This is a genomic window from Clostridioides sp. ES-W-0016-02 (genome assembly GCF_020641035.1).
Classification (GTDB): domain Bacteria; phylum Bacillota; class Clostridia; order Peptostreptococcales; family Peptostreptococcaceae; genus Clostridioides.
The window spans coordinates 2956561-2968811 of record NZ_CP061361.1 but is presented as its reverse complement, the minus strand read 5'-3'; the positions used below and the strand labels follow the sequence as shown (position 1 = coordinate 2968811).

12 protein-coding genes are annotated in these 12251 nt (G+C 28.2%); all 12 read left to right on the top strand.

The annotated features are described in order from the left end of the window. Positions 1-266 precede the first annotated feature (266 nt). On the top strand, positions 267-1097 hold the full coding sequence (dapF, locus tag IC758_RS14095) for a diaminopimelate epimerase (RefSeq protein ID WP_227482881.1): 831 nt from the start codon (positions 267-269) through the stop codon (positions 1095-1097). A gap of 3 nt (positions 1098-1100) precedes the next feature. Further along, complete coding sequence (locus tag IC758_RS14090; protein ID WP_227482880.1) at positions 1101-1982, top strand: YicC/YloC family endoribonuclease; 882 nt, start codon at positions 1101-1103, stop codon at positions 1980-1982. A 29-nt stretch (positions 1983-2011) separates the two neighbouring features. Further along, the gene (gmk, locus tag IC758_RS14085) at positions 2012-2629 is read left to right on the top strand and encodes a guanylate kinase (protein WP_227432470.1); all 618 of its coding nucleotides are present in this window, start codon (positions 2012-2014) and stop codon (positions 2627-2629) included. A gap of 2 nt (positions 2630-2631) precedes the next feature. Next, complete coding sequence (gene rpoZ, locus IC758_RS14080; protein WP_227432471.1) at positions 2632-2898, top strand: DNA-directed RNA polymerase subunit omega; 267 nt, start codon at positions 2632-2634, stop codon at positions 2896-2898. A 4-nt stretch (positions 2899-2902) separates the two neighbouring features. Beyond that, positions 2903-4102 carry a bifunctional phosphopantothenoylcysteine decarboxylase/phosphopantothenate--cysteine ligase CoaBC gene (coaBC, locus tag IC758_RS14075; RefSeq protein WP_227824206.1) on the top strand — a complete coding sequence of 400 codons (1200 nt, stop codon included), beginning with the start codon at positions 2903-2905 and terminating at the stop codon, positions 4100-4102. Positions 4103-4382: 280 nt separating this feature from the next. Then, a complete protein-coding gene (priA, locus tag IC758_RS14070) occupies positions 4383-6872 on the top strand; it encodes a primosomal protein N' (RefSeq protein WP_227432473.1) in 2490 nt (829 codons plus the stop codon). A gap of 17 nt (positions 6873-6889) precedes the next feature. Then, positions 6890-7330 (top strand): peptide deformylase, encoded by a 441-nt coding sequence (gene def / locus IC758_RS14065; RefSeq protein ID WP_227432474.1) that lies wholly within the window; start codon positions 6890-6892, stop codon positions 7328-7330. A gap of 14 nt (positions 7331-7344) precedes the next feature. Beyond that, positions 7345-8274 carry a methionyl-tRNA formyltransferase gene (fmt, locus tag IC758_RS14060; RefSeq protein WP_227432475.1) on the top strand — a complete coding sequence of 310 codons (930 nt, stop codon included), beginning with the start codon at positions 7345-7347 and terminating at the stop codon, positions 8272-8274. Between the two features lie 9 nt (positions 8275-8283). Further along, complete coding sequence (locus tag IC758_RS14055; protein ID WP_227432476.1) at positions 8284-9036, top strand: DUF116 domain-containing protein; 753 nt, start codon at positions 8284-8286, stop codon at positions 9034-9036. A 69-nt stretch (positions 9037-9105) separates the two neighbouring features. After that, positions 9106-9807: a zinc metallopeptidase gene (locus IC758_RS14050; protein WP_227432477.1), complete on the top strand. Its 702-nt coding sequence runs from the start codon at positions 9106-9108 to the stop codon at positions 9805-9807. A gap of 61 nt (positions 9808-9868) precedes the next feature. Then, positions 9869-11194, top strand: coding sequence for a 16S rRNA (cytosine(967)-C(5))-methyltransferase RsmB (gene rsmB, locus IC758_RS14045; protein WP_227432478.1), 1326 nt, complete (start codon positions 9869-9871; stop codon positions 11192-11194). Positions 11195-11202: 8 nt separating this feature from the next. Beyond that, the gene (gene rlmN / locus IC758_RS14040; protein WP_227432479.1) at positions 11203-12234 is read left to right on the top strand and encodes a 23S rRNA (adenine(2503)-C(2))-methyltransferase RlmN; all 1032 of its coding nucleotides are present in this window, start codon (positions 11203-11205) and stop codon (positions 12232-12234) included. Positions 12235-12251 lie beyond the last annotated feature (17 nt).

Below are 12251 nucleotides of genomic sequence, written 5' to 3'. Positions count from 1 at the left end.
AATAGAAGATGCTAAATATTTTATTTAAAAAATTCATATACAGTTTAAATAAACTATACATAAAATTCATATAGAAATATTATTATATAAACATAGAAAGAACTAGCTTAAAAACATAATATAATTACCCTAATTGTAATGGCAACTCTCCCTCACATCCTCAAATTATAGTTGTCATTACAAAACTTTTCCCATAAATTATAAGTTTATGGGAATTTTTTTATGTTATAATAGTTTAAGTGTTAATTTACAAAGGAGCGATACTTATGAAATTTTGGAAACTACATGGAATAGGCAATGATTTTATTGCAATAGATGGAAGATTTGACCAAATAGATTCATCAAATTATACTGTTTTAGCAAAAAAAGTATGCCATAGAAGATTTTCTGTAGGTGCGGATGGGTTACTAGTTGTAAAAAATTCAGAAATTGCAGATGTAGAAATGGTGTATTATAATTCTGATGGTTCAAGAGCAGCTATGTGTGGAAATGGACTTAGATGTTTTTGTAAGTTTGTTTATGATAATGGCATAGTTAAAAAAGAAAACTTTACAGTAGATACACTAGATGGTGTAAAAAATATAAAAATAAACACTATAAATGGAGAAATAAATACTATAAAAGTTAATATGGGAAAAGGAAGTTTTTTAGCTAAAGATGTTCCTGTGTTAACTGATGAAGAACGTTTTGTACAAGAAAATATAAAAGTTTTAGATAAAGAGTTTAAGATTACATCTATGTTGATGGGGGTTCCTCACACTGTGGTTATAGTGGATGAATTAAATGTAGATGAAGTTTGTAAATATGGAAAAGAGATTGAAAATAATAAAATATTTCCGAAAAAAACGAATGTAAATTTTGTAAAAGTAGAAGATAAGTATAATATACATGTCTATACTTGGGAAAGAGGTTGTGGATATACTTTAGGATGTGGAACAGGTATGACTGCATCAGCAATAGTATGTAATTTACTTGATATGGTAGAAAATAGTGTAAATGTGACTTCTCAAGGTGGAACAGTACGAATAGATATAGGAGAGTTTTCTTATATGACAGGTCCAGCAGTAAAAATATGTGAAGGTGTTTTGGAGGTTTAGGTAATGGCTATAAGTATGACTGGTTTTGGAAGAGGAGAATACAAAGACGACAACTATTATTTTTTAGTAGAATGTAAAACAATAAATCATAAATATTCAGATATAAATATACGTCTTCCAAGAAAAATTTCATTTTTAGAGGATAAAGTTAGAAATTTAGTAAAAAACTATGTAAAAAGAGGAAGAGTTGATTTATACATAAAATTTGACTTATTAGGCAAAGAAGATGTAAACTTAAATTTTGATGAAGGATTAGCATCTCAATATATAGATATCTTAAAGGAAATAAAAGACAAATTTGATATTATAGATGATATTAGTGTTATGAATGTTGCAAGATTTCCTGATATTATAAAAATAGAAGAAAAAGATGAAGATGAAGATTTACTATGGTCGATGTTAAATCAAGCTGTAGAAGATGCAATGATAAAACTAAGAGAAATGAGAAGTGAAGAAGGTAAAAAACTAGCTGAAGATATTACCATGAGATGTGACTTATTAAAAAATCATATAGAAGAAATTGAAAAATATTCAAGTAGTGTTGTAGAAGACTATAGAGAAAAACTAAATTCAAGAATAAGTGAAATGCTAGAAGACCCAAGTATAATAGATGAAAATAGGTTAGCACAAGAAGTTGCAATATATGCAGATAAAAGTAGCATAACAGAAGAGATAGTTAGGTTTAAAAGTCATATTGGTCAGCTTAAAAAAACTATATTTAAAGACGATTCTATAGGTAGAAAAATTGATTTCTTAATACAGGAGATGAACAGAGAAACTAATACAATAGGTTCAAAATCATCTGATATAAATATAACTAATTTAGTAGTAGAAGTGAAAAGTGAGTTAGAAAAAATAAGAGAACAAATACAAAACATAGAGTAAGAATACAATATTAGAAGGGGAATATTTAAATGTTTACAAAAAAAGGATTATTGCTAGTTGTATCAGGTCCATCAGGTGCAGGAAAAGGTACTATTTGCAAAGAATTACTTAGAGAGAATGATACAATAAAACTTTCTGTATCAGCTACTACAAGAAAACCAAGAGCAGGAGAAGTTGATGGAGTAAATTATTTCTTCATAAGTAAAGAAAAGTTTGAAGATATGATAGGAAAAGGTGAGTTTTTGGAGTATGCTCAAATTTATGATAATTTTTATGGAACTCCAAAAGCAGCAATAATGGAATGTTTAGAAAAAGGACAGGATGTGCTACTAGAAATTGAAATGCAAGGAGCAAAACAAATAAAAGAGGTTTGTCCAGAAGGAGTATTTATATTTGTATTACCTCCATCACTTGAAGAGTTAAAAAATAGAATTGTTGGAAGAGGTACAGAGACAGAAGAAGAAATAGAAAAGAGATTTAGTTGTGCATATGAAGAAATAAAAATGATTAAGGATTATGATTATTTTATATTTAATGAAGATGTGAAAACATCTGCTAAAGAAATAGAAGGTATAATATCATCTGAAAAGAATAAAGTTAGCAGATATAAAAATATTATAATAGAGAAATTTAAGGAGGAATTATAATTATGTTAAAACCATCTATCAATGAGGTACTAGAAAAAATAGACAACAGATATTACTTAGTAGGGACTGTTTCAAAGAGAGCAAGAAAGTTAATTGATGGAGACGAACCATATGTTCCAAACAAAGCTAAGGAAAAACCTGTATGTGTAGCTACTAAGGAAGTTGCAAGTGGAAAAATAACATATAGATTATTGACAGAAGAAGAAATAGAGATAGAAGAAGCTAGACACTACGCTGAGCAACATCAACAAATTTCAGAAGAGGAGTAAGGTCATGCTAAAAAATAAGACTGTTGTAATTGGCATAAGCGGCGGAATAGCTGCATACAAGGCTTGTGATGTTGTAAGTAAATTAAAAAAATTAAATGCAAATATCCATGTTATAATGACAAAATCAGCAACAGAATTTGTTAGACCACTTACACTTCAATCACTAAGTCAAAATTATGTAGTAGAAGATATGTTTGAAGAACCAAAATCTTGGGAAGTTGAACATATATCATTAGCAAAAAAGGCAGATTTGTTTCTAATAGTACCAGCAAGTGCAAATGTTATAGGAAAAATTGCAAATGGTATAGCTGATGATATGTTAACAACTACTGTTATGGCAACAAAAGCACAAGTTTTAATAGCACCAGCTATGAATACTAATATGTATGAAAATCCAATTGTCCAAAAAAATATAAAAACTTTAGAGGAATTTGGATATAAATTTATAGAACCAGAAAGTGGAAGACTTGCATGTGGAGATATTGGAGCAGGAAAACTAGCTAAACCAGATTTAATAGTAGAGGCAGTTTTAGCCAATCTTACGAAAGAGCAAGATTTGAAAGGTCAAAGTATAATAGTTACAGCTGGACCAACTGTAGAAAGTATAGACCCAGTAAGATATTTAACTAATAGGTCTTCTGGTAAAATGGGATATTCTATAGCTAAAGAGGCTATATCTAGAGGTGCTGATGTAACATTAATATCAGGTCCTACAAATCTCTCTATTCCACAAAACCTTAAAAAATTTGTACAAATAGAATCAGCACAAGATTTGTATGAGGCAGTAGTATCAAATTTAAAAGAAAATAAAATAGTAATTCAAAGTGCAGCAGTTGCAGATTATAAGCCAAAAACTTATTCTGACAAAAAAATTAAAAAGAATAATGATGATTTATCAATAGAATTAAGTAGGAATTATGACATTGCTTATGAAATAGGAAAAATAAAGGAAGATAGGATATTAGTTGGATTTGCTGCTGAAACTAATGACTTAATAGAACATGCCAAAGGAAAAATTGAAAAGAAAAATTTAGATTTTATTGTGGCAAATGATTTAACTAAAGAGGGAGCTGGCTTTAGAACTGATACTAATATTGTAAAAATAATAGATACAGAAGGAAATATTACTGAGTACCCTAAAATGAAAAAGGAAGAAGTAGCTAATGTTATATTAAATAAGATTAAAGTGTTACTTGAGAAATAAGAACTTTTTTAAATATGATATTTGTGTATTTTATCACAGCTAAAGTGGCTGAAAGCTGCAATTTACTTTTAGCGAGTAAAAACTCGCAAATGTCAGTTAAATTGTGGTTTTCAGCATTTATTTTGCTGTAAAGTATAAAATATGATTAATAGTTAATTATTAAGATATATCTAATATTAGTAATAACTTGAAACTTTTTAGATATGCTGAGATTTTTTTGATATGTTATGAAATGTGTTAAAATATGAGCAGTAGATTAATTTTAAGTAGGAGTTTTACAATGAAAAAATATGCAAAGGTAATAGTTAGAAGCAATACTATATACACAGACAATTTATTTACATATCAAATTCCTGTATTTTTAGAGGAAGTTATAAGTGTTGGGCATAGAATATTAGTGCCATTTGGAAGAGGTAATAAACCAACAGAAGCCTTTGTATTTCAACTTACAAATAATTTAGATGAAAAAATAAAGACTAAAGAAATCATAGATATATTAGATGAAAATCCAATATTTAGAGAAGAAGATTTAGAGTTGGTTTACTGGATGAAAAATAGATATTTGTGTACTTATATAGAGTGTATAAATTTGATATATCCAAAAGGATATAAACTAAATAATTACAAAGTAGTTTTACTAGGTGAAAAGCTAAATGGATTAAGTGAGACTGAATTATATGAAAAGATATCAAAGCTGAGTGATAAAAATAGAGAGATAGTAGAAAAAGTAGTTGGTAGTAAAGGAAAAATTAAGGTTGATAAGTTAAAATATATAGCGAATCTAAATAATTATCTATATACAATGAATAAAAATGGAATTATAAAATTATGTTGGGAATACAAAAATCATAAAAATGAGAAGAAAGTATGCTATGTATCTTTGAGTTTAGAAAATGATAAAATTGATGATTATATAGAACAAAATAAAATAAGCATAGGAAGCAAGCAAAAAGAGATATTAAATTTTCTTAAAAATAATGAAAATGTAGAGATAAATGATTTATTGGATTTATTAAATGCTTCAAAGCAGAGTATAAACTCTTTGAGTAAGAAAGAGTTAATAACTTTAGAATTTAAAGATTATTATAGAGAGCCAAAAAGTATTTACAAATCTATATCAAAAAGTATAAAATTAAACAATGAGCAACAACAAGCGGTTGATGAGATAAATTCAAGTATGTTTATAGATGATAAAAAGCCATATTTAATTCATGGTATAACTGGAAGTGGAAAGACTGAAGTTTATATGGAAATAATAGAATTTGCATTAAGCCAAGGTTTAGATAGTATATTTTTGGTTCCTGAGATAGCATTAACTCCCCAAACGATAGATAGATTAAAGAGTAGGTTTGGCGATTTAGTTGGAGTGTTTCACAGTAAACTATCTGAAGGAGAAAAACACGACGTTTATAAAGCTGTTAAAGCTGGCAAGATAAGAGTTTTAATTGGTGCTAGGTCAGCACTATTTGCTCCTTTTAATTCTTTAGGATTGATAATAATTGATGAATTTCATGAGTCATCATATAAGTCTGAAAAAAATCCTAAGTTTAACGCTATAGAAGTAGCTAGATTTATGGCATTAAAAAATAATCTAACTCTTATTTTAGGTTCAGCGACACCTTCAATTGAAGAGTATTATAGAGCAAAAACTGGTGAATATAAACTTATAAATATAAAAAATAGAGCAAACAATAAACCACTTCCAAATATTGAAGTTGTAGATATGAAAGATGAATTAGATATAGGTAATAGAAGTATATTTAGTTTAAAACTTCAAAGAGAAATTAGTTGTGCGATTGAAGAAAATAGTCAGGTAATACTATTTTTAAATAGAAGAGGTTATGCAAATTTTGTATCATGTAGAAAGTGTGGATATGTGTTTCAATGTGAAAATTGCGATATATCTTTGACATATCATAAAAAAAGTAATATTGGAAGATGCCATTATTGTGGATATGAAAGAGAAATTCCAAAAGAATGCCCAGAATGTGGAAGTAATTATGTTAAGCCATTTGGAGTAGGAACTCAAAAAATTGAGGAAGAGTTAAAATGTATTTTTCCAAATATAAAAACTTTGAGAATGGATAAAGATACAACATCAAAAAAGGGTTCATTAGAGGAAATACTAAATAAGTTCAAAGATAAAGAAGCAGATGTATTGATAGGAACGCAGATGTTAAGTAAAGGATTGGATTTTGATAATGTAACTTTAGTAGGTATTTTGTCAGCAGACATGATACTAAATTTTCCTGATTTTAAAAGTTTTGAAACAACCTTTCAGTTGATAACTCAAGTTTCTGGAAGGGCAGGAAGAGCAGACAAAGAAGGTAAAGTAGTACTTCAAACATATGATACTGAGCATTATGCTATTAAGCATGCCATAGAGTATAATTATGAAGGTTTTTATGAAGATGAGATAAAGATAAGAAAGGCATTTGGATATTCTCCTTTTAATAACATGTTAAGTGTAGTTGTTAGTGGTGAAGATGAAAGATTAGTTATAAAAAATATAAAAAATATGCATGCATCTTTGATTTATTTATTAGAAAAAAGGGGTATAAACGACTTAGGGTTTATATTAGGACCCAATCCATGCTCAATATCAAAAATAAATCAAAATTATAGATGGCAAATACTCTTTAAAGATGAAAATATTGAAATTAATCTCTTAAAGGGTATAATAAAATATATATGTATAACAAAACGAGATTTGATATTTAATAAGAATATTAATGTATCTATAGATATTAATCCAAATAGTGTATTATAAATTTAGGAGGAAGTGTAATGGCTTTAAGACAAATAGTTCAAATAGGAGAACCAGTACTAAGAAAGAAATCAAAAAAAGTTGAAAAAATTGATGCAAAAATAATACAATTGTTAGACGATATGGCAGAAACTATGTATGATGCAGATGGTGTTGGACTAGCTGCACCTCAAGTTGGAATTTTAAAAAGAGTTGTAGTAATTGATATTGGAGAAGAACTTATAGAACTTATAAACCCAGAAATAATAGAAACATCTGGAGAACAAATAGATGATGAAGGTTGTTTAAGTGTTGTTGGAGAATCTGGAGAGGTTAAAAGACCAAACTATGTAAAAGTTAGAGCTTTAAATAGAAATGGAGAAACAATAGAGCTAGAAGGGGAAGAACTTTTAGCTAGAGCGTTTTGTCATGAAATAGACCATCTAGAGGGAATACTGTTTGTTGATAAAATAGAAAAATAGTAGGGGTTGATTTGATGAAAATAGTATTTATGGGAACTCCTGATATAGCAGTTCCTTGTTTACAAAAAATAATAGATGAAAAGTATGAAATACTAGGAGTTGTAACTCAGCCAGATAAACCAAAAGGAAGAGGTAAAAAACTTGGCATGAGTCCAGTAAAAGAACTTGCAATTGAAAATAATATACCTGTATATCAACCAATTAAAGCTAGAGACAAAGATTTTATAGATACAATGAAATCTTTAAAGCCAGATGTAATGGTAGTTGTAGCTTTTGGGCAAATACTTCCAAAAGAAATATTAGAAATTCCTAAGTTTGGATGTATAAATGTCCATGTTTCTTTACTTCCAAAATATAGAGGTGCGGCGCCTATAAATTGGGTAATAATCAATGGCGAAGAAAAAACTGGTGTTACAACTATGTATATGGATGAAGGGTTAGACACTGGAGATATGATATTAAAGACAGAAGTAAATCTTGATGAAAATATAACAGCAGGAGAACTTCATGATAAAATGATGAATATAGGAGCAGAAACTTTAAAAGAAACATTAAAGTTGATAGAAGCAGGAACTGCTCCAAGAGAAGTACAAAATCATGAGGAATTTTCTTATGCACCAATAATGAATAAATCACTAGGTAATATAGACTTTTCAAAAAATGCTAAGGAAATACACAATCTAGTTAGAGGTGTAAATCCATGGCCAAGTGCTTATACTACTTATAATGGTGTAACGATGAAAATCTGGAAAACTAAAGTATTAGAGGAAGAAAGTAACAAAGAAGCAGGTACAATAATTGAGGTAAATAAAGATGGCATAAAAGTAAGTACTAAAGATAAGGTACTTTTAATTGAAGAAATTCAGATGCCAAATAAAAAGAGAATGCTAGTTGGAGAATATATAAAAGGAAATACTATAGAAATTGGTGTAGTATTGAGTTAGGTGAAAAGTATGACAGATATAAAAAAGTATTTAACAAGTGTTGGTATCTTAGTCTTAATATTAGGGATTTTAATGGGGGTTGCAAACTTTTTTATAATTAGTTTGACTCAAATATTTTCCTTAGGAATAAATGCTGTAGTAATATCACTAATACTTATAATACTATGCTCAACAATAGTTACGTATAGAGTAATTAAAGGAAAAAATGTTAACTCAAATATAATGAAAATAAATTTTAAAATTGTTAGTGTATTATTTCCCATTATATCTTTTATTGCATCATCATTTGGTATGTCAAAAAGTGAAATTAGAAGAATATATATAAAATTAAATAATGAATATATATACAGTAATAAATATAATTTTAATCCAGAGGATATAATAATTTTAATACCTCATTGTATTCAAGAGAATAGTTGCAAACTAAAAGTTACTAATGATATAGATAATTGTAAAAAATGTGGAAAATGCAATATAGGAGAATTAGCTGAGCTAAATAAAAGTGTTAAAGTAAAAGTATTTGTAGCTACAGGAGGGACTCTAGCTAGAAAAATTATAATTGACAATAAACCTAAAGCTGTTATAGCTGTTGCATGTGAGAGAGATTTAACATCTGGAATACAAGATATAAAAAAAATTCCTGTTTTAGGAGTATTTAATAAAAGACCTAATGGACCTTGTATAAATACTAATGTAGACATAGTAGATATTGAAAAAGCTATAAGCTTTTTAACAGGAAAAGAGATATTAGCTTGTAATTAAACTGTTTTTAAGTTATGTGAATATTAAAGAGGATGTATAATAAAAATATATTTTAGGAGAGTGTTATTTATGTACCCTGTATATGGCGGCTTTTGGGGATTTGACCCAACGATGATTATATTAATTCCAGCTATATTATTCACTGCATATGCTCAATTTAAAGTGAGCTCAACAACAAATAAGTATTTAAGAGTAAATACACGTAGAGGATATACTGGAGAACAGACAGCAAGAAGAGTACTTGATTCAAATGGTTTGTATGATGTAAGGATAGAAATGGTTAGAGGTCATTTAAGTGACCACTATGACCCAAGAAGAAAAACTGTAAGATTATCAGAAGATGTATATTATGGAACATCAATAACTTCTGTTGCAGTAGCTGCACATGAATGTGGTCATGCAATGCAACATGCTAAAGGTTATGCACCTCTTCAAATAAGAAGTAGTTTGGTGCCAGTAGTAAACTTTGCTTCAAGTATTTCTTGGTTTTTAATATTTCTAGGATTTATTATGGCTGGACCATTTCTAAAAATTGGGATACTATTGTTTTCAGCTTCAGTACTATTCCAAATAATAACATTGCCTGTAGAATTTAATGCTTCTAGTAGAGCAATTGTTCAACTTGGAAATCTAGGTATTATAGATGAGGGTGAGGTAAGACAAAGTAGAAAAGTGCTTTCAGCAGCAGCTTTAACATATGTTGCAGCAGCACTAGTTTCAATACTTCAATTACTTAGATTGTTACTAATAGCTCAAAGAAGAGATGACTAAAAATAAAGTGGGTTGTTTAGAAACAACCCTTTTTTATGTTTAATAAAAGGGAGAAATTTATATGGATGCAAGAGAAATTGGATTTAAAGTATTATGTGATATAGAGAAAAATAATAACTATTCAAATATTGCAATAAATAAGCATTTTAAAAACTTAGAAATAAGCGATATGGATAGAGGACTTGCAACAGAGTTAATCTATGGAGTAGTAGAAAATAAATATTACTTAGATTATATAATTAATAAACTTTCAAAAATAAAAGTAAAAAAAATGTCAACTTATGTTAAAATCTTTTTAAGAATGGGAACATATCAAATTTTATTTTTAAATAGTATATCAGATTATGCAGCAGTTAATGAAACTGTTAAGTTATCTAAAAAATATGATAAAAAATCTTCTGGTTTTATAAATGCTATTCTTAGAAATGAAATAAGAAATAAAGATACTATAATGGACATAACTGAGGAAGATAGTGTAAAATACTTATCTATAAAGTATTCTTATAACTCTTGGATTATAAAAAATTGGATAGAAAATTTTGGACAAGAATTTACTGAAGATTTATTAGAAGCAAACAATGAAAAACCTAGTATTTATATAAGAACAAATACACTTAAAATTAGCAGAGAAGAGCTTATTGAAAAATTAAATGAAAAGGGTATTATGTGTTTGAAAGTCCCTATGGTGGAAGAAGCTATAAAAGTCGAAAAATTAAAAAATATAGAAAATAATGAGTTATTTAAGGCTGGTTTATTTACAATTCAAGATATAAGTTCTATGATAGTAGGGAAAGTAATTAATCCAAAGGAAGATTCATTGATTTTGGATGTATGTAGTGCTCCTGGTGGAAAATCTACTCACTTAGCCACTTTAATGAATAATACAGGTCAAGTAATAGCTAGAGATATTTTTGAGCATAAACTAAAGCTTATAAAAGCTACTGTAAATAGACTTGGTCTAAAAAATGTATGTGTAGAAGGATTTGATGCTTCTGAAATTGATGAAAATAGCATAAATAAATTTGATTATGTTTTAGCAGATGTTCCTTGTTCTGGTCTTGGTATAATAAGACGTAAACCAGAAATTAAATATAAGAAAGAAGAAGAGTTGGAAGATATTACTTCTATACAAAAGAAAATATTAGAAAATGCATCAAAGTATGTTAAAATTGGAGGAACTTTAGTCTATAGTACATGTACAGTTCAAGATATGGAAAACATAAATATAATTACTTCTTTTATTGAAGAATATAATAATTTTGAATTGACTCCAATTGACACAGTAAACGTAGATTTAGACAATCAAGATAAAGGATATTTAAAAATATATCCTAATATTCATGGTATAGATGGGTTTTTTATAGCAAAATTAAAGAGAATAAGGTAGTGAATAGAATGGAAGAGAAAAAAATAGTATTAAAAAACTTTACTGAAGATGAACTCAAGGAATTTATGAAAACTATAGATGAAAAACCTTTTAGAGGGAGCCAAATATTTTCTTGGATATACAAAGGTGCAAAAACTTTTGATGACATGAATAATATACCAAAAAGTTTGAGAAATAAATTAGAAGAAGTTTCATGTATAGGTCATATAGATATAGAATTAAAGTTAGAATCTAAGGTAGATGGCACAAAAAAATATTTGTTTTTATTAGATGATGGAAATATAATAGAAACTGTGATGATGGATTATGACAGTAGGGTCACTGTTTGTGTTTCTAATCAAGTAGGTTGTAGAATGGGATGTAACTTCTGTGCATCTACAATGGATGGATTGATTAGAAACTTAGAACCATGGGAGATTTTAGACCAAGTTATTAAAATTCAAGAAGATACTGGAAAAAGAGTATCAAATCTTGTCTTAATGGGAAGTGGTGAGCCACTTGACAATTTTGAAAATACAAAACAATTTTTAAAAATAATTAATGAAAAAAATGGTCTTAATATAGGGTATAGACATATAACTCTTTCAACTTGTGGGATAGTGCCTAAAATGTACGAGTTGGCTGATTTGAAAATAGCTATAAATTTGGCTTTATCACTTCATTCACCATATGATGAAGAAAGAAGAAAGATTATGCCTGTAGCAAATGCATATTCTATTAAAGAAATACTAGATGCCTGTAGATATTATATAAAAAAGACAAATAGAAGGGTTACATTTGAATACTCTCTTATAAAGGGTGTAAATGACTCAGAAAATGAAGCAAAGGCATTAGCAAAGCTTTTAAAAGGTATGCTATGCCATGTAAATTTAATACCAATAAATAAGGTTGAAGAAAGAGAATATGAAAAGCCAGACAAGGCATTTATTTATAAGTTTAGAGATAGTTTAGAGAAAAATAATATACCTGCTACAGTTAGAATGTCTATGGGTTCTGATATTAGTGGAGCTTGTGGCCAATTGAGAAGAAAATACAAGTAATATGTAAGGAGGAAGTC

Bases quoted from the DNA above. Each gene is read 5' to 3' on its own strand.
- dapF (WP_227482881.1), top strand. From the start codon at position 267: ATGAAATTTTGGAAACTACATGGAATAGGCAATGATTTTATTGCAATA.
- IC758_RS14090 (WP_227482880.1), top strand. From the start codon at position 1,101: ATGGCTATAAGTATGACTGGTTTTGGAAGAGGAGAATACAAAGACGAC.
- gmk (WP_227432470.1), top strand. From the start codon at position 2,012: ATGTTTACAAAAAAAGGATTATTGCTAGTTGTATCAGGTCCATCAGGT.
- rpoZ (WP_227432471.1), top strand. From the start codon at position 2,632: ATGTTAAAACCATCTATCAATGAGGTACTAGAAAAAATAGACAACAGA.
- coaBC (WP_227824206.1), top strand. From the start codon at position 2,903: ATGCTAAAAAATAAGACTGTTGTAATTGGCATAAGCGGCGGAATAGCT.
- priA (WP_227432473.1), top strand. From the start codon at position 4,383: ATGAAAAAATATGCAAAGGTAATAGTTAGAAGCAATACTATATACACA.
- def (WP_227432474.1), top strand. From the start codon at position 6,890: ATGGCTTTAAGACAAATAGTTCAAATAGGAGAACCAGTACTAAGAAAG.
- fmt (WP_227432475.1), top strand. From the start codon at position 7,345: ATGAAAATAGTATTTATGGGAACTCCTGATATAGCAGTTCCTTGTTTA.
- IC758_RS14055 (WP_227432476.1), top strand. From the start codon at position 8,284: ATGACAGATATAAAAAAGTATTTAACAAGTGTTGGTATCTTAGTCTTA.
- IC758_RS14050 (WP_227432477.1), top strand. From the start codon at position 9,106: ATGTACCCTGTATATGGCGGCTTTTGGGGATTTGACCCAACGATGATT.
- rsmB (WP_227432478.1), top strand. From the start codon at position 9,869: ATGGATGCAAGAGAAATTGGATTTAAAGTATTATGTGATATAGAGAAA.
- rlmN (WP_227432479.1), top strand. From the start codon at position 11,203: ATGGAAGAGAAAAAAATAGTATTAAAAAACTTTACTGAAGATGAACTC.